Source organism: Microvirga calopogonii, assembly GCF_003347665.1.
GTDB classification, from domain to species: Bacteria; Pseudomonadota; Alphaproteobacteria; order Rhizobiales; family Beijerinckiaceae; genus Microvirga; species Microvirga calopogonii.
The window spans coordinates 66,976-88,216 of record NZ_QDGA01000004.1 but is presented as its reverse complement, the minus strand read 5'-3'; the positions used below and the strand labels follow the sequence as shown (position 1 = coordinate 88,216).

Genomic DNA, 21,241 nt, shown 5'->3' with positions numbered 1-21,241 from the left:
TCGTCAGCCTTCCAGCGCCTGGGACAGCCGGGCCGTCCAGGCATTCAGTTGCGTTTGAGCAAGCGTATCCTGCGCCGTCACGCTCACCTCGACGTGCTCGCCGGGCGAAAACTCGATTAGGCTCCTGGAGGAGCCGAGACGGTCCTGCAATGCCATGAGAAGATCCTCCGGGCCGGAGACTTTCAAAAGGCGCGCCTCGTTGCCGGACAGCAATGTCGCAAGCACCTCCTTGAATTCGGTGAGGGTTTGCTGCCGGAAGGCCTCTGCAACGAACGGCCTGAGGATGTTGGCGACCTTCTCCGAGAGGTTGGCCTCAAGGCAATCGACGGCCGCCGCGAGTTGGGCTGAAAGCTGCTGGGCCTGCTCCTCGACCCAGATCGTCCTCTGCTCGCTCAGATCATCCATATGACGGGCCTTCTCGGCCGCTATGGCGTCCTCGATTCCCCTGCGCGCCGCTTCTCGCTCTTCGGCCCGGACTCTCGCCTCAATAGACGCGACGATTTCCGCGTGGCGGTCGACGACGGGCGATGGTGAGGGCTCCGGGCTCGGTTCAGGCGCGATCTTGACGGTGCGCAGAAGGCTGATCCCCGAGGAAGCGCCTGCGGCCGGACTTGAGAAATCCGCCAGGAGACTGGCTAGCGTTCCGGCCATTACGCGGCCTCCCGCCCGAGCCATTGCTTCAGAACGGCAGCCGCCTGCTCTTCACTCAGCTCGATGATCTGCTCCAGCTTGCGCTGCGGCGTCCTCGGCATCTCGATCAGGTTCTGCTCGTCCAGCTCGGATGCCACCTGCAGGGCAGTCTCACGGCTTGCTTCGAGAGCTTCTTCAGCCTCCGCCGCGGCCAGTGCGGCCGCCTGCTCGCGCTGGAGTTCGAGTTCGGCCTGGTGGCGGGCCATGAGCATCCGGACGGCAGGACGCAAACCGAACCAGATCATCATGGCGCACAGGGCGAGGATCGTCAGGGCGTTCACGACCGTTCCGAACTGACGCATGAGGATCTCGGTCAGAGACGGACCTTGGACCGGCTGGAGCATTCCGCCGTCGTCGACGAAGCTGACGGCCGCAACCTTGATCTGATCACCACGCCCCTTGCTGAAGCCTGCGGCCGAGGACACGAGCTGCTCGATCTCGGCAACCTTGGCATCCATCTCGGCAGGCGTTGCATTCTCCCCGAGGAGCGACGTGATGCGAGACCTGTTCACCAGAACGGCGACGGAAAGGTTCTTGATCTGGTATCCATCGCTGATCGTCTGGATCGTCTTCGACGAAATCTCGTAGTTCGTCAGCTCTTCGCGCCGCTGGTTGTCCTCGCTCGAGCTGTCGCCCGATTCACTCCGAACATTCTCGTCCGGCAGGTTCTGCTGGACGGTCGTGGGCTTTTGACCGCTCTTGTTCTGCGAGACCTCTGTTTCCTTGATCGTCCGGGTCGAACGTTCGACTTTCGATTCGGGATTGAAGATCGTCTCGTTGGTGCTGACCTTGTCTGTGCTCAGGCGTGCGGCCACGCTGACTTCGAAATTACCGGATCCGAGATAGGGCGCGAGCGTGCGGCGCACATTGTCCTGAATTTCGAGGCCGACCGTCTTCTCGAGGCGCGCCATCTTGCCCGTCGAGGCATTGGCCGCATCGTCGCCGGACATCAGGAGCGTCCCGTCCGTGTTCATGACGGTGACCTTGTCGACGGCCATGCCCGGAATCGCCGCCGCGACGAGATGCCTGATGGCCTGCGCGGACGATGCATCGTCGGAGGGCACCGTGCGAATGACCACGGAGGCCGATGGCGGCTGCTGCTCGCGGCGGAACGATCCGCGATCCGGCAGGACGATATGGACACGCGCCGCCTTGATGCCCTTCATGCCCTGAATGGTCCGAGCCAGCTCGCCTTCGAGAGCCCGGACCTTTGTCACCTCCTGCATGAAGGAGGTGAGGCCCAGCGAGCCGAGATCATTGAAGAGCTCGTAGCCGGACTTCGTGCTGTGCGGCAGCCCCTTCTCGGCGAGCAGCATGCGGGCCTGGGCGGTATTGCCGTAGCTGACCAGGAGCGCCGTTCCGTCGGTGCTCACGTCGAAGGGAATGCCCGCATCCTTCAGGACCGCTCCCATCCGCCCGACATCCTCGCGGTCGAGGCCGGTGTAGAGCATCTCCTGAGCCGGCCGGCTGAGGTAATAGGTGCCGATGCCGACGGACAGGAAAACGGCAAGGCCGATCGCGGCCAAGGCAGCCAGGCGGCGGGCGCCCAGCTGCATCAAACTACTCCACAATCTTTCGGCTTGCTGACGACCAGGCATAGAGAATCTCGGTACTGGTAAGAGGTGTCGAGATCACTTGTGCGTCGTCAACCTTGTGCGAAGGTTGCTGCGCCTCCGCCGGGAGTCCGTTTTCGTCCGTTGCAGGAAATACGACCGGTCAGAAATATGACCGCACCAGGCCGCTTACGAGGATGTTCCAGCCGTCGATCAGGACGAAAAACAGGATCTTGAACGGCAGGGCCAAAACGGTCGGGGGCATCATCATCATGCCCATGGACATCACGAGGGTTGCCACGATCATGTCGATGACCAGGAAGGGCAAGGCGATCAGGAAGCCGATCTCGAATCCTCGGCGCAGCTCGGAGATCATGAAGGCCGGGATCAGGATCCGGAGGTCGATCTTCTCGCCCTCGCTCGGCCGCGGATAGTTGACCGCGGCCAGATCGCTGAACATCTGGAGATCCTTGGGCCGCACGTGGGTCATCATGAACTCGCGGAAGGGCTCCGTCGTTCTGGTAAACGCCTCTGCCTCGGAAATCTGGTTTTCCGTCAACGGCCTGACCCCATCGTTCCAGGCCCGATCGAAGGTCGGCCCCATGACGAAGAAGGTCATGAAGAGAGACAGGCTGATCAGGAAGAGATTGGCGGGAGTGCTCTGGAGCCCCAGCCCCGAGCGCAGGAACGAGAAGGCGACGACGAAACGGGTGAAGCTGGTCACCATGATCAGCAAACCGGGCGCCAAGGACAGAACGGTCAGAAGAACGACGAGCTGAATGATCCGTCCGCTGACGGCGCCGTCACCGGCGGGGATGAGCGATTCGAGGCCGGCGATCTGCGCCTGGGCACTCGTTGCCGCCAGGAGGAATGCACCGGTGAATATGAAACGAAGGGGCATTGTCACTATGTCTTTCAAGAAAATGGAAAGGCATCCGCGAAAAGGTCCCGCGAATGCGGTAAAGGCTTGGTCCTATTGTACGACCAGGGTTTCAAGCACCAGCTCCTGAATCACCCCCTTCGAGCGCAACCTTGCACGCTCGTTGAGATCCTCACGCAAATGGAGGAGCCCGCTCGGTCCCTGGATCTGCGCCAGCGACACGGTGCGCATATAGGACAGGATGTCCTGTCTCGTCTCGGATGCCAACACGTCCGGGTGCTGTTCCTCACCTGGCTTGTAAACGATGGATGCCTCCAACCGGACCCAGTCGCTCTCCGAGCCTGCCAGATTGGTTACGACGGCGGCGAGCTTCTTGACTGCGATGTTGCCCTTGTAGGGACTGACGACCTCGGGCTTCTGCGGCAAGGCCTTATACTTTTCTTCGACCTGACGCTCGATCCCCGAGACCATGACCAAGCCGAATCCACCCCCGACGGCAGCGGACAGGAGGGTGAGCAGACCGAGCGTCAGGAGCCATCGGAGCGATCCCTCCTTGCTCGGTGCGCTGCCGGCGGGCGCAGGAAGTTCTAGGGCCTTGGCCATTCTTCTCTCGTCTCGATATTCTGCCTAGAAAGGCGCCACCACGTCGTAGATCTGTTGTCCGTAGGCAGGCTGCTGGACCTCCATCAGACGTCCGCGGCCACCGTAGGAAACCCTGGCTTCGGCAATCTTGTCGTAGCTGATCGTGTTCTTCGGCGAGATGTCCCTCGGCCGAACGATCCCGGCGATGTTCAGGATGCGGAGTTCGTAGTTCACGCGCACCTCCTGCGATCCGCTGATGACGACGTTTCCGTTCGGCAGAACCTCGTTGACGACGGCGGCTACGGACAGGCGCAGCTTCTCCGACCGGTCGATGGTCCCCTGCCCCGTCGAAGACGATGAAGAATTGACGCCGAAATCGCCGGTCCCGTCCGCATTCCACCCCTTGAAATGGAACGCATAATCCAGGCCCGCATTGATCGCGGACTTTCTCGAGCGGTCGCTCGCGTTGTCGAATTGGGCCTTGTCGTCGATCTGGATGTTGACGGTGACGATATCTCCGACCTGTCTGGCGCGCGGACTCGTGAACAGGTCGGCGCTGGCGTTGCTCCAGGTGGAATTCGCCGCCGTCGGCCCGTTGGCCTTGAAGAGATGGGGAAGTGGCTCGCGGTCGACGACCACCCCCGACCCGACCGGCGTCATTCCCGGTTCGCGTCCGATTTCCTCCGGCCGCGTCGCGCACGCGCCGAGGAAGCACAAGCCGGCGATAAGAGTAAGATGTTTCAATTCTGCCTCACGGTGTTCTTGTCCCGCTTGGGGGCATCGGTGATGACATTTGCCAGCTGCGCGGCGCGGGCCGGTTCCATTTCGTTCAGCACGGCACTGGCTACGCGGGGATTGAGCCTCGCGATGACAGCCGCCGCAATCTCTTCATCCATGTTGGTGAGCTGCAAGGCCGCCGCATCCGGGCGCATCCGCGAATAGATCATGACGATGGTCTCGTCGGCCTTCGTCAGGACTTCGTTCCGGCGGCGCAGCCACTCCTCATATTCGGCGCGCTTGGCTTCGAGTACCTTGATTCGGCCCTCGATCTCCTTCTCCATGTCGGCGAGAGCCTGCTTCTGGAGCGCGAACCGTGCGTCGGAGGCCGCATCCGCAATGTTGGCACAGTACTGGTTGTTCTTGGCGTCCGTCTTCGCTTCCTGCGCCACGGCAGCATGATGTGCGGCTGTCGCGATGATCAAGCCGGCAGCGAGGGCCATCTGCCTGAGAGATTTGATGATCGTGGATTCGGTCATTGGATCACCAGTTCCGCTTGAAGGGCTCCGGCCGTTTTCACGGCTTGGAGAATGGCGATGACATCGGACGGCTTGAGGCCCATCTGGTTGAGTCCCTTGACGAGGGTTTGGAGGTCCGATCCTCGAACGATCGCAAGCGGCACCCTCTCCTCGGCAGCCGTAATCTGGGTGCGGGGCACGACAACGGTCTGGCCCATGGAGAAAGGATCGGGCTGGGACACTTCAGGCGTTTCCGTCACTCGAATCGTCAAGGCGCCATGAGTGATCGCCACCGTGGAGATCTGGACGTTCTTTCCGATCACGACCGTGCCCGTCCGCTGATCCACGACGATCCGGGCCGGCGTATCCGGCCGGATCTCAAGGTCGCCCAACTCGGCGATGAAACGCGTCGCCGCCACGTTCTTCGGCTTCTGCAGAAGGACCGTGCGGAAGTCGCGTGGAGATGCGACCCGAACGCCGTAGCGCTCCTGGGCATAAAGGTTGATCGCGTCCGTGATGAGCGTCGCTGTCTTGTAATCGGGATTCTTGAGTTCGAAGGCCAGTGGCCCCATGGCATTGAACCCGCCCTGAACTTCCCGCTCGATCAGGGCACCATTTGGGATTCGTCCCGCGGTCGCAACGCCCGAGGTCAGCGTCTCGGCCTGCCCCTGGGCGGAGAAGCCGGAAACGGCGATGGCGCCTTGCGCGACGGCATAAACCTGTCCATCGCCGCCTTGCAGGGCCGTCAGCATCAGAGTGCCGCCCTTCAGGGAGGTGGCATCGCCCATGGACGTGACCGTCACGTCGATGCGGGAGCCCGATCCCACGAAGGGAGGCAGATCCGCCGTGACGATGACGGCCGCGACATTGCGCGTCCGCAAGTTAATGTCGCGAACGTTGACGCCCATCCGATCCAGCATCGACTGAAGGGACTGCTCGGTGAATTGCGAGTTGCGAAGCGTATCACCCGTTCCCTGAAGGCCCATGACAAGGCCGTACCCGATGAGCTGGTTGTCGCGCACCCCTTGAACGGAGGCGACGTCCTTGATGCGCGTCGCAGCCTGGCACTGAAACGAGACAAGAACGGTGAAAAGGATAAGGATCGCACGGAGCATCATCAGAATCCGATCCGAACCCGTCCGTCGGGCTGAACGCGGCCAGTGATGATTCGACCGCTGTCGACATTCTTGACCTGAATGGTTTCGCCCAACGTCCCGGACTGAAGCGGGATACCGATCCCCATGATCGACAGCCCACCTTCCTCGAACACGATCTGGGTTTGCGTGCCGCGCGTCACGAGCTTCGGGTCATCGACGGCATTCATCGGAATCGGCTCGCCGGGCAGAAGAGTCCGACGGGCCATCTTGCCGGCTAGAACCCGCGGAGACTCGATGACGGCCGTCCGATAGCGGTAGTTCTCCGGGAATGCCCGGTCCTTGAGCATCGACTCGTTGATCGTGTCGCCAGGATAAATGGTAACCGAGGGAACCGGGAGAATTCGCTCTTCAGCCACGGCTGCCTGGGAGACCGCCAGCGCCGCGACGCTCGCCGCAAGAGCAATATGGAAGAGATGCTTCATGAATCTTTCACCCGGCTTTCGCTCTTAGCGGATGCCCTTCGAGACCGTTCCGGCCATGTCGTCGGCAGCCTGAATGACCTTCGAGTTCATCTCGAAGGCGCGCTGCGCGGAGATCAGGTTCGTAATCTCCTTGATCGGATCGACGTTGGAAGCCTCGAGATAACCCTGATGGATCTTCCCGAACCCTGGATCCGACGGCATGCCCACGACCGGCGCGCCGGAAGCGAGGGTCTCGCGGTAGTAGTTGCTGCCGATCGGCTCGAGACCCGCATCGTTGGCGAAGTTCGCGAGCGTCAGCTGACCGAGGTTCTGAGGCTGGGCCTGCCCGTCGATCTTTGCGAACACCTCACCGGATTCATTGATGGTCACGTCGAGGGTGTTCGCCGGGACGATGATCGGCGGGTTAAGGGTGTACCCGTCGAGGGTGACGAGTTGCCCGTTGCCATCCTTGTTGAACGATCCTGCACGGGTGTAGACGATCTCGCCGCTGGGAGCATTGACCTGGAACCAGCCACGGCCGTTCAAAGCAAGGTCGAACTGGTTCGACGTATTCGTCAGCGATCCCTGACGATGCAGATTTCGGATCGCCGCCGTGCGGACGCCGAGCCCCAGCATGGCACCTTCCGGGACCGGGCTCGATCCAGCCTGATTGGGAATGGCCTGAGACCGCTCGGCTTGGTAGAGCAGATCCGTGAACTCGGCCCGCGCGCCCTTGAAGGCGGTGGTGTTCACGTTCGAGATGTTGTTTGCAATGACTTCGACATTCAGCTGCTGTGCATTCATGCCGGTGGCAGCGATCGCGAGCGCTCTCATTTCAATCCCCTTAAATCGTCATCCTGGCGATTTCTTGATACGCCGCGACGACCTTGTCGCGGATCGCAATGGCTGTCTGAAGCGTCTGCTCCGCCGACATCACCGCCTCGACGACCTGCTGCACCGAGGCTTTTCCTTGGATGCCTGCAATCGACGCTGCTTCGCCAGCCTTCATGGTATCGATGGCCGAGTTGGCGACTTGGCTCATCATGTCGCCGAAGCTCACCTGAGATGCCCCGGAGACGGCTCCTGCGGCTGGCGTTCCACCGAAGGTGGGAATGGCTGCGACCGCCGATGGGCGATCGATCATTGACGAGATCGAGGAAACTGCGCTGACCATATCAGCCTCTCATGAGATCGATTGTTGCAGTAATCATGGCTCTGGCCTGCTTCATCATCTGCAGGTTGGCCTGGTAGGATCGGTTGGCTTCGCGCATGTCCGCCATTTCGATCAGCATGTTCACGTTCGGCTTCTTGACCATGCCGTTTTCGTCCGCAGCCGGATTGCCGGGATCGTACTCGACCGGAAAAGCGGAATCGTCTTGCCCGATATCCTTGACGGCGACCGAGGCTGCACCGAGCGTGCGGTCGAGCTCGGATTTGAAGGTGATCGTCTTGCGCGTGTAGGGATCGGAACCCGGCGTGCGCCCTGTCGACTGGGCGTTCGCAACATTCTCCGAAATGACCCGGAGACGAGCCGATTGAGCCTCAAGGCCGGAACTCGATAATTTGCTGGATGCAACCAACGGGTCGATCATGACGAAGTCCTCACGCTTGACATCAGCATCCGATGGAATGACTTGACGATGCTCGTGTTCAACGAATGCTGCCGGTTGACCTCGCCAGCCTTGATGAGTTCCTGCTCGAGGCTGACGGAGTTCTTGGAATAGACCGTGTCCCAGCTATCCGCCTTCTTGACCTTGCTCGCTTCAGCCTTGGACGGAGTGAACCCGATATGGCTGGCGTTTGTCGCAGCCATGGTCAGCTTGGTTTTGTCCAGAACGTCCGCGAATGGCTCTACATCCCTGGCCCGATAGCCCGGGGTGTTGGCGTTGGCGACATTTCCGGAAATCGTGGTTTGGCGGGCGGCGAGCCATTGAGCCTGTCGCGATGCCAAATCGAACAGATAGACAGGTGCCGTCACAGGAATCTCCAGGCGAATATGGTAAAGAGGCGTTTAACCCGCCAACCTTGCACGAGGCTGACCTGTGGGCGGTGCACAGCACAAAGCTCGCTTTAGGTGGATAGCCTCCCCGACGGGGAGCCGAGCTTGTGCTCTCCGGAGGAGCTACAGGTCGGGACCGCTTTCTACGAAACGATTCAACGTTTCAAATTTATTCGATGCGGTTTTTGGCGCGACAATATAGCAGCGGTGTCGGTCGAAATTTTCGATTGCCGATTTTGGCCGACTGATGCAATCGCGACGGTGACATTGATAGCCGTCAGAGCATATCAATAGTATTGCTCGAGGCGATTCTTCGCCAGTAAGTTTAGATCCTGATTGCGACGCAGCACGTGGGTTGGGGGGAATGACTCATACTTCTGCGTTAAACAAGAGGTTGGCTGCGCGATCCGGGCAGGATGCTCGGGGGATCGTCGATGCCGGCCGCGTTCTCAACGCCGTTCGCGATTTCGCGCTGATCACGCTTGATCCTGATGGACACATTATATCATGGAGTAGCGGCGCGGAGCAGATCTACGGCTGGAACTCCGAGGAGGTTCTAGGTTCCCATTTCTCAGTTCTTTATCCATCGGATGGTCCGAGCCACAGCAAATCCGCGCAAGATCTGAGAGTTGCCGAGAACCTCGGCTATTATGCAGATCAGGCGCGATGCAGAACGAAGCAAGGCGTTCATCTCCTGTGCCGGGTCACGATTGACGCCGTCAAGGATGAAACGGGGACCATATGCAACTTTGTTCTGACGTCGCGAGACATCAGTCGTTTCATGGCCGCGGAGGCTGCTCTCAAGACGCAAGAGGAGCGATACCGGGCCTTGATCGAAGCGAGCGCCGCCATGGTCTGGCGAGCGTCGCCGAATGGCTCGATCATCGACGGCATATTGGGCTGGGGAACCTCGCACGGCAACTCCGCAAGTGATCTCAAGGATTTTGCATGGCTGGACCATGTTCACCCCGATGATCGTGAACGTGCGACGTCGTCTTGGTTGAAGACGCTCGCGTCCGAACAGCCCGGAACAAGCGAGTATCGTGTCCGCCAACCCAGTGGGGACTATCGGTGGGTTCTCATGCGGGCCGTTCCCCTCCGGGATGCCCGCGGCGCGGTGCAGGAATGGGTCGGCACGGTCACGGATATTCACGAGCAGAAATCCGCCGCCGAACGCCTCCGTCAAAGTGAAGAACAGTATCGCGCCCTGATCGAAGCGAGCGCTGCAATCGTTTGGCGCGCCACGACCGATGGATCCATCAGCAAGGTCTGGGGCTGGGAGGCGTTCAGCGGCGAATCCCGGGACGCCTATATGGGCTTCGGATTTTTGGATACTGTTCATCCCGGTGATCGAGAGAAGCTGCTCGCGCAATGGCAGGCTGTTCGCAGTTCCCAGGAACCCGGCATGTTCGAGTATCGTGTTCGGCGCTTGGACGGGGCATACCGCTGGGTGCTGACAAGAGCCGTACCACTCCTGAGTGAAGACGGCGCGGTCCAGGAATGGGTGGGCACCGTCACTGACATTCACAACCAGCGCCTGGCGGAAATGAAACTTCGCAGCAGCGAGGAGCGCCTGCGGCTCGCCATTGAAACCACTGCCCTCGGCATCTGGGATCAGGACCTTGTCACCGGTCGTCGCCAATGGACACCGGAAGCCCGCCAGATCCTCGGCCTCGGGTCGAACGTCGATGTCACGCGTGAGATCGTCCTCGGATGCGTCCATCCCGATGACCGCGACGATTTGGAAGAAACATTCTATGCCACTGAGGCCGGAGCCAGCCTGACCTATAGCGGCACGTTCCGGGTGTTTCGCGCGGACACCGGCGATGAGCGCTGGGTGACGGCGATCGGCCGCACGATGGTCGACGAAAGCGGCCGGCCCATTCGCAAGATCGGGACGATCCAGGACATCACGGAACGCAAGCTCGCGGAGAACGCCCTGCGCTCCAGCGAGGAGCGGTTGCGCACGAGGGAGGCTCACCTCAGATCCATTCTCGAAACCGTTCCCGATGCCATGATCGTCGCGGACGAGGGCGGCATTATCCGCTCCTTCAGCGCCACTGCGGTGCAGATGTTCGGCTATCATCCCGATGAGGTCATTGGGACCAACGTCAAGTTTCTGATGCCCCTCCCCTACAGGGAGCAGCATGACGGCTATATCCGCCGTTATCGTGAAACAGGCGAGCGCCGGATCATCGGAAGCGGTCGAGTGGCCGTTGCGCAGCGCAAGGACGGCTCGACCTTTCCCATGGAAGTTCAAGTCGGCGAAATGAAGTCCGACGGAGAACGTTTCTTCACGGCCTTCATTCGCGACCTGACCGAGCGCCAGAGAACCGAAACACGGATGCAGGAATTGCAATCCGAGCTTGCCTATATGTCGCGCTTCACGGCATTGGGAGAAATGGGATCGACTCTGGCCCATGAAATCAACCAGCCCCTGACGGCGATCACCAGCTATCTCAAGGGATGCGGAATGATCCTGAGCGGCATGGAAGGTGATAAAATCACGCTCGTCCGGCATGCGGTGAACGAAGCGGCCGAAGAGGCCCTGCGGGCCGGCGAGGTCATCCGGCAGCTGCGCGAGTTCGTGGCTCGTGGAGGCAGTGAGCACCAGATCGAAGGGCTGCAGAGGCTCGTCGAGGAGGCCGGCGCCTTGGCGTTAGTCGGCGCCAAGGAGCAGGAAGTGAAGGTCGAGTTCGACCTTCCCTCGGACAGCCCGTTGGTTTTCGTGAACCGCGTTCAGATCCAGCAGGTTCTGCTCAATCTCATCCGCAATGCAATCGAGGCCATGCAGGACGTGAGCCAGCGCGAGCTGAGGATCAGGGCCAAGACCTTAGCGACCGAAGCTCTCGTTCAGATCAGTGTACAGGATACAGGGTCAGGTATACCGCCGGAGATCTTGATGAACCTGTTTAAGCCGTTTACCACCACGAAACAGAGTGGCATGGGGGTCGGTCTCTCGATCAGCCGGACGATCGTGGAATCTCACGGCGGCAAGATCTGGGCGGAATCCGTTCCCGGCGAGGGAACAACCTTCCACTTCACTCTTAGAACTATCGATAGGGAGGACATGGCCAGTGTCGAACACGCCGATCGTGTATGTGGTGGATGATGACATTGGAGTGCGAAAGGCTCTTTCGTTTCTGCTGGTATCGGCCGGCCTGAATGTCCGCCTCTACGAGTCCGCGAAAGCATTCCTCGATGACGTTCAAGATCCGGGAAGATGCTGCATTGTTACAGATGTGCGCATGCCGGGCATCGACGGGCTGGAGTTCATTCGCCGCCTGAATGGTCGTGGTCTCAATGTTCCGGTTGTCGTCATGACAGGGCACGCGGACATCCCTCTCGCGGTCGAGGCTATGAAGGTAGGGGCTATCGATTTCCTCGAGAAACCCTTCCGGGAAGATCGCTTCTTGGAAGTGGTGCGCTTCGCATTGGTCTGCGATGAAAAGAGCGTCCGTAAGAACCAGGAGCTTCTTCGCACTCAAGCCAGACTGCAGTCGCTATCCCAGCGGGAGCGACAGGTGCTCGATGGGCTTGTCGCCGGAAAAGCCAATAAGATGATTGCCCACGAACTGAATATCAGCATCCGTACAGTGGAAATCCATCGATCCAATGTGATGTCGAAGATGGAAGCAAAGAGCCTGTCCGAGCTGATCCGTATGGCTTTGTTTCTCGAAGTCGCTACCGGCAGTTAAGCGTGTACGGCTGCATAGACGCCTTCGGCCGGATTTGCTGCTGATGTGTCATGCTCATCCATAGCTGTCCTGCAGCTCAGGTCTGGCTTGATGGAACGCGACGCGCTCCGGACTCATGATACCCCTCAATAAGGCTTTAAGACCCGCATGCCTGAAGTCAGACGAATTTCCTCGGTTCCACGAGACCAGGCTGCAGAAGACTCCAATGGCGACACTTATGTTGTCGCGAACCATAACCGCTGGTCGCGGATCATTTTTGACGTCAAGGACGTTTCCGGCGACGCTTGGTGTGAGGTCGGATTTCAGATCACTTGGCATCCTGAGGAGGAAGCCAGGACCGTTCACGACTTCGCGTCGGTCGGCATCGACTTCCTGGCGGAGGATGGGTCAAATATCGACTTCGCCTATGTCCCAGGACTATCAAGGGCGCAGATCGATCCTCATAGCCATCACATTGCTGGACCTGCCTACTACGATCGAAGCAGCGATCACTCCCATTCAGCCCGAGTGCTGTTCAATTTCTTCGTTCCGGCTCCGGCGCGTCACCTGACTCTCACGGTCCGCAGCTGGCGCAACTCGCACCCGTTTAGGATCAGCAACCTTAGCATTCAGCAAAGTATTCAAACACCACTGCCACCCCCTGTAGAACAAACCGATTCTCGGTCGGACGAGAGGCTGGTTCCGGCTTCGCGCCGCGCTTGGTGGGAGCTGAGCAAGACACCGCAATGGTTGAACTACGGTGTCGCTCCTGGTCATCCGCTCCTCGTCCGCGGGCAACTGATCAACGCAGGCAAAGCGAGCGATGGAGCCTTGGCCAGGGTGATCTTCCGGGACGAGAAGGGCAAGCAACTGCCGCCCCCGTATGAAGGGGTATCGTCATCGCCGGCTTTCGGATCCTTCCTCGACATTCCGATCCACCGACAAGCAAGGCGCTTCACGCTTGAATTGACGCCTCCATCAAGGGCTGCATCCGTCGAACTCGGCTTCCAAGTCCTGGAGGACGACTCGCGGATCAGTTTGGTCACCCCTCTTGAAGTTTCCATCGGCGACGATCTCCTTCTTGAAAACCTTCTAGGAGACGACACTTCAAATCCGCTTAGCTTCGTGGAGAGGGCATGCGCTCGCCTGCAACTGCATTCCGACATTCAGCGGTTGCGCGCGAGCCCGGTCGATCAGCTTATCGATCCAGAGAATCTTGGGCCTCTGTTCACCTTCCATGATCGTCTCAAAGACATCCAGCTCGGAGAAGCACTCGCGGTCGTCGACGACCATTTGACCTTATGTGGCTTTGAGCCATGGCCTCTTCCCGAAGTCATCCAGTGGACGGAAGATCCCTACAAGTCGCCGGCATGGCGTATGGAGTTCCAGTCTCTTTCGTGGGTTCTCGACCTCGCCGCCCGACCGGAACTCGGCGGCCCCGCGAGAGCCGTAGACTTCGCGCTGTCGTGGGCGCAGTCCAATCCGTGGGATGAGCCCAAAGACACCCTGAGCACATACCCACTGTCGATGGCTACCCGCGCCGAGGTGCTGCTGCATCTCCTCGCGCTGACAGCGAGTTCGAAAAACGGCAGGGACATCAAGCATCGGCAAGCGCTCTTCGCCGAGATCATTCGATACGGTTTCGCTCTTTCCGAGATCGTAAGTCAGAATATCTTCTCGCCCTCCATCATTCAGCTGCGTGCCGCATGCGCATTGCTTGCTGTTGGTCGCGCCAATCCTCTTTTTCCTTTAGCCTCATACTGGAAATCCATAGCTCTTGCCCAACTCCGCAGCGGACTTGAGCACTTGATCGGAGCCGACGGCTCGTCCGTCGAGCAATCTCTTCATGACCGGCTTGAGATCATCTCCGTTGGGCTGCTCCTGACGCACAGCCTCGAGGACGAGCCCGAGGCAAAGGATCTTCGGGAGCGCCTGACGGCCCGCCTGAGAACCGGGCTCAAAGTCATCGTTGGAATGACGGATCCTGGCGGAATGCTTCCGCCTTTGGGTGATACGCCGCGCGGCTACCATCATGCATCCTGGCTGAGACGACTGATCTCCGGATACGGCCGGTCTCTCCTGGCGGACGCTGAATTGGCAGAGGAGTTGTCCTATCCGACGGGTCCACGGATGTTTGCGTCAGAAGGAGACGGCATCGTCGTCTTCAGGGATTATGAGCGCAAACCACACTGGAGCTACTTGTTCGCTTCCTTCGGCGAGCAGCGCCGCGAGAACGGCCATTTCAACTGCTCATCGTTTGTGTACACGGCCCGCGGCACCCGATGGATCACAGATCCCGGAGGATTGAGCATCCATGACACGGGTTCGGTCCGACATTATCTGACATCGTCCCGAGCCCATAACATCACCAGTCCCGACGGGCGTGCTCAATCAGCCGGTCAGGGATGGATCGAGGCCAGAACGTCGCTCAAGAATGCGAATATCATTCGTATCGGGACGAACGTCTACGGCCCTAGCTACGAACACGCTCGCATTTTCCTATGTCTGGATAATCTCAGCGCGATTGCCATTTTCGATAGCTTCCGAGGCTCCAGTGCATCCATTTCAATTGATGGTCACCTTCACTTCGACGAGAACGTCGCGGTTGCTTTGACGAGCTCGAACCTGGCAGTCGGCTTTCGCGATAAGAACCGGCTGCGCATCGTCCCGTACGCAATAGCAGGCGAGTCCGGCGGCATGGCGGTTCATAACGGATGCAATGATCGTCGTGGATCATTACAGGGCTTTGTCTCCCATGCACAGGGGGGCCTGCGCCCGGCCAATGTCTTGACCTATAAGTTCTCGGGTTCGGGTGATATCTGTGGAGGAGTTATTCTCACGATCAACGACCAAAGTTTCCGTCGGATCATGGATCTCCTGGCGACACCGGAGATCAAGGAAGTGCTGCGGATGCCGGAAAATGAAAGCCCGGTTGCGCCGCTGCTCTCGACGATCTCCTGATATACCCCCCGGCCGCCGAGAGGCCGGGGGCGCTTAAGGCGACGAATGTGGACGCATCAGCCGAAGAGTGCGTCGATGGCATCCTGGGAGGTCACGCCCTTGTCGCTTGCGAGAGCGGGGCCGTTCAGGAGCGCTTCCTCCCCCTTTCGGCCTGCTTCGTCGACGGGCTCGATATCCTTGAAGCTTTCAAGACCACCCCAGATGTCGATCATGTGGTGGACCCGCTCCTCGACGAACTTCATCGCATTGACGACCTTGCTGATCCTCTGGCCTGTAATGTCCTGAAAGTTGCAAGCCTCGAAAATGCCGATCACGTGATCCAGGATCTCCCGGGCGATCTCCTGATCTCCCCCGGTCAGCCGCGATGACAGGTTGCTGGACAAATCGTCGATTTTCTCCGCCGCCGCCAGGATGTTATTGGTCGCCGTTTCGGTCCCGAGAACAATGGCCCCGAGTTCATCGGTCACCCTCGTAATTTCCTGACCCTGAGCGCCTGCATAGCGAAGTGTTGCAATCTCTCGCTTGGTGCGTTCAATCGCCTCGTAGATGGAATCGAGCTCCACCTTCAGGCGAAGAGCCTCCTGCATGTCGCGCCGATGCTCCTCGAGCAAGGATGCCGAGATCTCGCGCGCGGGCACGATGGATTCCTTGATCGTGCCGAGCATGCTCATGATCTCGGAATGCCGCTCCTGAACCCCTTCATCGGGGGGAAGTGCACCCATGCTCGCTTCGATGCGATAGCTTTTACGTGGATTCATGGTCCTGCCCACAGTCAGTTACCCGTTGAAAACGGCGCTGATCTTTGTCCGCAGCGTTTCGGCATTGAATGGCTTGACTATGTAGTTGTTGACGCCGGCCTTCTTGGCCGCAACGACGTTTTCCGTCTTCGCTTCGGCCGTGACCATGATAAACGGCAGAGCGTTCAGCTCAGCGTCGGCACGCACTTGCTGCAGCAACTCGTAGCCTGTCATCGGAGCCATATTCCAGTCTGAAATCACGAGGCCGTACTTCCTGGCCCGCAGCTTCTCCAATGCCGCTTGCCCATCCGAGGCATCGTCTACGTCGTTGAAGCCGATTTGTTTGAGGAGATTGCGAAGGATTCGAACCATCGTCTGATAATCATCGACGACGAGAACAGGCGTAGAAAGGTCAAGGCTCACGATATTAGATCCTTAGAGGGCCCGGTGCGGGCTTGAATCTCGAGTAGCTTACGCAGCTTCCCGCTCGGTCTCGAATGCCAGGACGGCATCGACGTCGAGGACGATCAGCAGCTTATCGTGCAGCTGATGCACGCCCTGCGACAGCCCGACCCAGCCTCGGTCCATGTGGACCGGGTTAGGTTGCATCTCATCTGGATCAAGCTTGAGGACCTCTCCGACCTCGTCCACCAGCAAACCGTAAGCCTCGCCATGATTTTCCAGGCCTACCGCCATGCGCCGTTCCGTCCCGGTGGAATCTCCCAAGCCCAGACGCCGGCGCAGCGAGACCGCAGTGACCACTCGGCCGCGCAGATTCAGGAGACCTGCAATCTCTCCGGGCGCTAGCGGCACGGTCGTCATCTCGCTGACGACGAAAACATCGTGAACTCGGCTTATCGGGAGGCCGAGCAGCTGCCCCGCAACCGAGACCGTCACGAACTCCATCTGCTTGGAGGCTCCTTTGGTCACGGTAGAAGTGATCGATTCGATCGGTTTCATGGTCATGCAGCCTCTTCAAGCGATGCGTTGAGCTCAGCCAATGCGGAGAGCAGTCCCCGCCGGTCGATCTTCGAAACGATTTCTGCAATGCGCAGCTTCCTCGCCAAGGCAATCTGCTGCGGTTCGGGCTTGACCGTCATGCCGATGACGGGCGTTGCGCTGTGATGCGGGTCCGCTCTCAGAGAAGCAACGAGGGCGAAGCCCGAATGGCCCGAAAGCTCCAGATCCGTCACGACCACATCGACCTGCAATCCGTTGGACAGCAGGCGAACGGCCTCCTGGGCCGTCGCGGCCGTCTGAACACGGTAGCCCGAGGCCTTGAGGACCGGAACGAGCATGTCACGGAAGAAAGTCGAGCTGTCGACCAGGAGCAGAGACCTGTCCGGCCCATCGCGCCGGTCCTTGCGGGACCATGTCTCGAGCACCATGGGGAGATAGTGAGCAATGTTGACGATCTCCGTGGTGCGACCGCGAACGACGGCGGATCCGACAAGATCCGAGCGCTCTGCAAGCAACTCCACATCGAGCTTGTCTTCGACAATGTCGACAATCTCGGCGACCGCCAAACCCATCGAGACTTCTCCGTCGGAGAATACCAGCAGGGATTGCATGCCCTGCCGCTTGATGGCGAGTTCCTCGTCGCAAGAGACCAAGGGCATCAAGCGTCCGCGGTACTGAACGACCGGACGTCCGCTCGACCACTCGATCGTGGAAGCGTCGATTTCCTCGAGACGCGTCACCAGAGACAGCGGCACTGCCTTGAGGCTCTCGCCTCCGCCACGGAAGACGAGAAGGCTCGTCAATTCCTCCGCCGCCGCGACCGTCTGTTCAAGGCCCGCGTCGGTCTGGAACTCGTTGGTGTCGGCACCGGATCCGACCATCCTGGCCAGTCCATTGGGATCGATGATGAGCACCACGGCCCCGTCGCCGAGAATGGTGTTGCCGGAGAAGAGCTGAATATGCCTCAGCTTCGACGACATCGGCTTTACGACGATCTCCTCGGTATGGAAGACGCCGTCCACCAGAATGCCGAAGCGCTGATGGGCAACCTGCGTCACGACCACAAAGCCATGGTTCGCATCTTCATTCCCGGAGAGGCCCATGACCTTCGAAAGCGGGACAATCGGCAGAAGCCGGTCGCGCAACCGAAGGATGGGGGTGCCGTTGATGCGTTCGATGGAATGCTCCGAGGAGGGAGAAACCCTGACGAGTTCGGACACCGCGACTTGCGGAATGGCGAAGCGCTGATCCTTGGAGGCCACGATGAGCGCCGCGACGATGGCAAGAGTCAGCGGGATCTTGATCGTAAACGTCGTTCCCCGCCCCTGTTCGGAGCGGATGTCGACGGTTCCGCCGATCAGTTCGATATTGGTCTTGACGACATCCATGCCGACGCCACGACCCGACACCGACGTGACCTTCGCGGCGGTCGAGAAACCGGGATGGAAGATGAACTTGGCCACTTGGGCATCGCTCATCCGCTCCACCTCGGCATCGCCCGCAATGCCGCGTTCGACAGCCTTCTTGCGGATCGCCGCGAAGTTCAGCCCCTTGCCGTCATCGGCGATCTCGATGGTGATCGATCCACCCTCATGATACGCATTGAGACGGATTGTTCCCTTCTCGGGCTTTCCGGCCGCCTTGCGATCTGCCGGACTCTCGATGCCATGGTCTGCGGAGTTGCGGACCATATGCGTCAGGGGATCCTTGATGACCTCGAGCACTTGCCGGTCGAGCTCGGTATCGGCCCCCTGCATCACGAGTTCGATCTTCTTCGAAAGCTCGTTGGAGAGGTCCCGGACGACACGCGGAAGCTTCTGCCATGCGTTGCCGATGGGCTGCATGCGGGTCTTCATGACACCGTCCTGCAACTCGGCCGTGACTTGCGAGAGGCGCTGCAAGGGCACCTTGTATCCGTGGTCCTCTGAGCTCCTCCGGGCGATCTCGAGCAGCTGGTTGCGGGTCAGAACGAGTTCCGACACCATCGTCATCAGGTGCTCGAGCGTATCGACATTGACGCGGATGGTTTGAACCTTCCCCGCAATCCCTTCGCCGCCCTCGCTCGCCTCCGAAGCCTCGGCATTCTTCTTGGGAGCTTGCGGCGCCGGTGCCTCTGCCTTCTTCGCAGAGAGCGCAGCCGGCTTCTCGATGACGAGCGGGGCCGGCCCCGGTGCCTCACGGAAAGCGCGCTCAAGTTCATCGAGCGACACTTCGCCCGGCTTCAGGGCTCGTTCGAGCACTTGGTATGTCAAGCTTCCGGCTGTCGAAGCCTTCTCGGGACCTGGGGCTTCCTGGAAAGCCCGCTCGAGTTCATCGAGCGAGACCTCACCCGGCCGCAGCTCCCGTTCGAGGACCTGATAGGCCATCTGCCCCGATGTCTGCGGTGGGGTCGGCTGAGGAGCAGCTTCGGGAGCGGGGGCCTCCTGTGAGGCCATCCTTTCCAACTGCTCGATCAGATCGTTGTCAGACCCTTCCGGCTCAGCGCCCTGGCGCTCCAGTTCACCCAGGATTTCCTTGATCCGGTCGAGAGTGGCCAGGATCAGCGAAACGGCAGGAGTCGTAACCGGCATGCCGTCGCGAAATTTTCCCATCAGGGTCTCGGCGGCGTGCGCGAGTGCCTCGAGGCGGGGCAAGCCGAGGAAGCCGCAGGTTCCCTTGATCGTATGAACCAGGCGGAAGATGTTGCTGAGAATCGCTTCGTTGTTCGGGTCCTGCTCGAAGCGGACCATCTCCACATCGACCGTCTCGAGATGCTCGTTGGTCTCGGTGAGAAACTCAAGAAGAAGGTCGTCCATTGCCGTGTCTCAACTCTTACTACGCGAACTGATCGGCATTGATCATCAAGCCGTTTCAGATGGAGAAACGCGCGGCCTTCACGCCGGCAATAAAGCGCTGAACTTCATGTCCACGCTCACGAATGCGGGGGAGCATCCCGGATCCGCACTCAGCGGCCTGGAGCATCGGCCCCAAAAGCGGACTTGCTTTCGGGACTGACCCGATGCTCATTTCCTCAAGCGGTGCATCGTACGGCGCAGAAAACGGGGTCCGCTTTCCGCTGGCGCGGCCCTTCGGATCCGCACAATGCGCTGGAAACATTTCGTACGATCGCGAATGTTTCCGAAATTGAGATCGGCACCGTTCTTATTGTCATACCCCGCCCCGATACGCCTTTCACTGCGTCAGACTCTTCGCTGCTGCTCTTTGGAGGGATGGCCTGGGCCCGCCCAGCGGCCTGTGTCGGTCGCGAGCATTGTTCCGGAGCGCTTGCCCTATCGTGACAGCTTTGATCATGACGCTGAGGAAGAATAGATCTACGTTTCCTGCAATAAAGTTAACGCGGTGAAGGGGATTGAGATTTATTTGAGGCGCTAAAGACGAACGGTCACCGTGAAGGATTATCCTTCAGTGGTGACCGCGCTGCTGTTTCGATGCTTGTCTCTGACCTGAGGGTTCGCGCCATATCTGACGCCCCCTCAAATGGTCGACTTAGGAGGACGCCCCGACGTAGGAGTACCCGATGTACCGCTTCGCATCGATCGGGTCATAGCCAAGGCGCTGCCGGAGCTTCTTGCGAAGCTTGCTGATATGCCCCTCGACGACGCTATCTTCCACATCGTCACTGTAGATTCCATATACGGCATCGAAGATCTGCTTCTTGGTCAGACGATGCCCTCTCTTGCGGACGAGATACTCGAGAATGTGCCGCTCGCGGCGCGGGAGCGACAGCGGCAGCCCGTCGATTTCCGGATCGCGACCATCGAAGAAAACCTTGAGGCGATCCGTATCGTTCTGCGTTTTCTTTCCGGCGCTCGCATTGACCCGTCTCCATATGGCTTCCGAACGGGCCAGGATTTCCCGGACATGGACGGGCTTGCGAACGACGTCATCGAACTTCGCCGTGAAGAGTTCCAGTGTCTCTTCCAGGGAGCGAACATCGCTCAACGCAATGATAGGTGCCTTGGAATAGCGGCGAATGCTTTCAGCGGAGTGAACCCGCTCTTCGAAGCTGCCTAGGACGAAGCCTTGAACCGCCTCGAGATCTGCATCGGACGCCGATTCCAACCAATCGGTAAATTCATCTGCATATAAGCCAAGGGAGGATATGCCTTCACGCTTGAAGCTCGCAACATATCCGGACGTAACCATCTGCCGGTCATCGACGACGATATACATGTTATTCTGCCCCGCCTTAATAATTAAGAGCGTTTTACGTATTTTTACATGCCGCTTTGAATATTTTACTCAACTCATTCATGCTTTGCGGCCACGTCCAGAAACTATATTTTGGCGGTTGCGCGGACAATACGTAAATAATGGGAGCGCTCGCGACGTTATGGTTAATGCCTCTTAACTAACCTTAAGCCGTCGTTAAGCTCGATTTTCGGCTGCTCAATCGCGGGAAGCTGTCG

The 21,241-nt window shown here is 59.5% G+C and carries 20 protein-coding genes; 3 read left to right on the top strand and 17 right to left on the bottom strand.

The annotated features are described in order from the left end of the window. Window positions 1-3: 3 nt before the first annotated feature. From DDF70_RS06085 to flgB, 12 genes are all read right to left on the bottom strand, one after another. Window positions 4-651, bottom strand: coding sequence for a hypothetical protein (locus tag DDF70_RS06085; RefSeq protein ID WP_114943974.1), 648 nt, complete (start codon window positions 649-651; stop codon window positions 4-6). Then, entirely contained in the window at window positions 651-2,288 is a 1,638-nt protein-coding gene (fliF, locus tag DDF70_RS06080; RefSeq protein ID WP_114943973.1) for a flagellar basal-body MS-ring/collar protein FliF, read from the bottom strand. The genes DDF70_RS06085 and fliF overlap by 1 nt, the downstream gene beginning before the upstream one ends. A 118-nt stretch (window positions 2,289-2,406) precedes the next feature. Further along, window positions 2,407-3,144: a flagellar type III secretion system pore protein FliP gene (gene fliP / locus DDF70_RS06075; protein WP_114943972.1), complete on the bottom strand. Its 738-nt coding sequence runs from the start codon at window positions 3,142-3,144 to the stop codon at window positions 2,407-2,409. Between the two features lie 72 nt (window positions 3,145-3,216). Continuing rightward, on the bottom strand, window positions 3,217-3,726 hold the full coding sequence (locus DDF70_RS06070) for a flagellar basal body-associated FliL family protein (protein ID WP_114943971.1): 510 nt from the start codon (window positions 3,724-3,726) through the stop codon (window positions 3,217-3,219). A gap of 24 nt (window positions 3,727-3,750) precedes the next feature. Beyond that, window positions 3,751-4,449, bottom strand: coding sequence for a flagellar basal body L-ring protein FlgH (flgH, locus tag DDF70_RS06065; protein WP_114943970.1), 699 nt, complete (start codon window positions 4,447-4,449; stop codon window positions 3,751-3,753). Further along, on the bottom strand, window positions 4,446-4,961 hold the full coding sequence (locus tag DDF70_RS06060) for a MotE family protein (RefSeq protein ID WP_114943969.1): 516 nt from the start codon (window positions 4,959-4,961) through the stop codon (window positions 4,446-4,448). The genes flgH and DDF70_RS06060 overlap by 4 nt, the downstream gene beginning before the upstream one ends. Next, on the bottom strand, window positions 4,958-6,058 hold the full coding sequence (gene flgI, locus DDF70_RS06055) for a flagellar basal body P-ring protein FlgI (protein WP_114943968.1): 1,101 nt from the start codon (window positions 6,056-6,058) through the stop codon (window positions 4,958-4,960). The genes DDF70_RS06060 and flgI overlap by 4 nt, the downstream gene beginning before the upstream one ends. Next, entirely contained in the window at window positions 6,058-6,519 is a 462-nt protein-coding gene (gene flgA / locus DDF70_RS06050; RefSeq protein ID WP_114943967.1) for a flagellar basal body P-ring formation chaperone FlgA, read from the bottom strand. Before flgA ends, flgI begins: the two co-directional genes overlap by 1 nt. A gap of 24 nt (window positions 6,520-6,543) precedes the next feature. Continuing rightward, window positions 6,544-7,332: a flagellar basal-body rod protein FlgG gene (gene flgG, locus DDF70_RS06045; RefSeq protein ID WP_114943966.1), complete on the bottom strand. Its 789-nt coding sequence runs from the start codon at window positions 7,330-7,332 to the stop codon at window positions 6,544-6,546. A 10-nt stretch (window positions 7,333-7,342) separates the two neighbouring features. Then, window positions 7,343-7,672 carry a flagellar hook-basal body complex protein FliE gene (gene fliE, locus DDF70_RS06040; protein ID WP_114943965.1) on the bottom strand — a complete coding sequence of 110 codons (330 nt, stop codon included), beginning with the start codon at window positions 7,670-7,672 and terminating at the stop codon, window positions 7,343-7,345. A 1-nt stretch (window position 7,673) separates the two neighbouring features. Continuing rightward, entirely contained in the window at window positions 7,674-8,090 is a 417-nt protein-coding gene (gene flgC / locus DDF70_RS06035; protein ID WP_114943964.1) for a flagellar basal body rod protein FlgC, read from the bottom strand. Then, a complete protein-coding gene (gene flgB / locus DDF70_RS06030) occupies window positions 8,087-8,476 on the bottom strand; it encodes a flagellar basal body rod protein FlgB (RefSeq protein WP_114943963.1) in 390 nt (129 codons plus the stop codon). The genes flgC and flgB overlap by 4 nt, the downstream gene beginning before the upstream one ends. Window positions 8,477-8,861: 385 nt before the next feature. On the opposite strand from flgB, the gene DDF70_RS38990 reads away from it, so the two are divergent. The 3 genes from DDF70_RS38990 (at window position 8,862) to DDF70_RS06015 (ending at window position 15,135) form a co-directional block, all read left to right on the top strand. Beyond that, entirely contained in the window at window positions 8,862-11,609 is a 2,748-nt protein-coding gene (locus DDF70_RS38990; RefSeq protein WP_114943962.1) for a PAS domain S-box protein, read from the top strand. Next, entirely contained in the window at window positions 11,575-12,195 is a 621-nt protein-coding gene (gene fixJ / locus DDF70_RS06020) for a response regulator FixJ (RefSeq protein ID WP_114943961.1), read from the top strand. The genes DDF70_RS38990 and fixJ overlap by 35 nt, the downstream gene beginning before the upstream one ends. 147 nt (window positions 12,196-12,342) lie before the next feature. After that, window positions 12,343-15,135, top strand: coding sequence for a heparinase II/III domain-containing protein (locus DDF70_RS06015; protein WP_114943960.1), 2,793 nt, complete (start codon window positions 12,343-12,345; stop codon window positions 15,133-15,135). Between the two features lie 56 nt (window positions 15,136-15,191). Here the strand turns inward: DDF70_RS06015 and DDF70_RS06010 are convergent, their stop codons facing one another. From DDF70_RS06010 to DDF70_RS05990, 5 genes are all read right to left on the bottom strand, one after another. Next, on the bottom strand, window positions 15,192-15,857 hold the full coding sequence (locus DDF70_RS06010) for a protein phosphatase CheZ (RefSeq protein WP_170316038.1): 666 nt from the start codon (window positions 15,855-15,857) through the stop codon (window positions 15,192-15,194). 54 nt (window positions 15,858-15,911) lie between these two features. Continuing rightward, a complete protein-coding gene (locus DDF70_RS06005) occupies window positions 15,912-16,295 on the bottom strand; it encodes a response regulator (protein WP_114943958.1) in 384 nt (127 codons plus the stop codon). Between the two features lie 48 nt (window positions 16,296-16,343). After that, complete coding sequence (locus tag DDF70_RS06000) at window positions 16,344-16,832, bottom strand: chemotaxis protein CheW (RefSeq protein WP_114944130.1); 489 nt, start codon at window positions 16,830-16,832, stop codon at window positions 16,344-16,346. A 2-nt stretch (window positions 16,833-16,834) separates the two neighbouring features. Beyond that, window positions 16,835-19,627, bottom strand: coding sequence for a hybrid sensor histidine kinase/response regulator (locus DDF70_RS05995; protein ID WP_114943957.1), 2,793 nt, complete (start codon window positions 19,625-19,627; stop codon window positions 16,835-16,837). Window positions 19,628-20,318: 691 nt separating this feature from the next. Beyond that, a complete protein-coding gene (locus tag DDF70_RS05990) occupies window positions 20,319-21,005 on the bottom strand; it encodes a response regulator transcription factor (protein WP_114943956.1) in 687 nt (228 codons plus the stop codon). Window positions 21,006-21,241: the final 236 nt, after the last annotated feature.

Coding starts and splice junctions, on each gene's coding strand:
- DDF70_RS38990 (WP_114943962.1), top strand. CDS start 8,862: ATGACTCATACTTCTGCGTTAAACAAGAGGTTGGCTGCGCGATCCGGG.
- flgC (WP_114943964.1), bottom strand. CDS start 8,090: ATGATCGACCCGTTGGTTGCATCCAGCAAATTATCGAGTTCCGGCCTT.
- fliF (WP_114943973.1), bottom strand. CDS start 2,288: ATGCCTGGTCGTCAGCAAGCCGAAAGATTGTGGAGTAGTTTGATGCAG.
- flgG (WP_114943966.1), bottom strand. CDS start 7,332: ATGAGAGCGCTCGCGATCGCTGCCACCGGCATGAATGCACAGCAGCTG.
- DDF70_RS06085 (WP_114943974.1), bottom strand. CDS start 651: ATGGCCGGAACGCTAGCCAGTCTCCTGGCGGATTTCTCAAGTCCGGCC.
- fliE (WP_114943965.1), bottom strand. CDS start 7,672: ATGGTCAGCGCAGTTTCCTCGATCTCGTCAATGATCGATCGCCCATCG.
- fliP (WP_114943972.1), bottom strand. CDS start 3,144: ATGCCCCTTCGTTTCATATTCACCGGTGCATTCCTCCTGGCGGCAACG.
- DDF70_RS06010 (WP_170316038.1), bottom strand. CDS start 15,857: ATGGGTGCACTTCCCCCCGATGAAGGGGTTCAGGAGCGGCATTCCGAG.
- flgA (WP_114943967.1), bottom strand. CDS start 6,519: ATGAAGCATCTCTTCCATATTGCTCTTGCGGCGAGCGTCGCGGCGCTG.
- DDF70_RS05990 (WP_114943956.1), bottom strand. CDS start 21,005: ATGTATATCGTCGTCGATGACCGGCAGATGGTTACGTCCGGATATGTT.
- DDF70_RS06015 (WP_114943960.1), top strand. CDS start 12,343: ATGCCTGAAGTCAGACGAATTTCCTCGGTTCCACGAGACCAGGCTGCA.
- flgI (WP_114943968.1), bottom strand. CDS start 6,058: ATGATGCTCCGTGCGATCCTTATCCTTTTCACCGTTCTTGTCTCGTTT.
- DDF70_RS06000 (WP_114944130.1), bottom strand. CDS start 16,832: ATGAAACCGATCGAATCGATCACTTCTACCGTGACCAAAGGAGCCTCC.
- DDF70_RS05995 (WP_114943957.1), bottom strand. CDS start 19,627: ATGGACGACCTTCTTCTTGAGTTTCTCACCGAGACCAACGAGCATCTC.
- DDF70_RS06070 (WP_114943971.1), bottom strand. CDS start 3,726: ATGGCCAAGGCCCTAGAACTTCCTGCGCCCGCCGGCAGCGCACCGAGC.
- DDF70_RS06060 (WP_114943969.1), bottom strand. CDS start 4,961: ATGACCGAATCCACGATCATCAAATCTCTCAGGCAGATGGCCCTCGCT.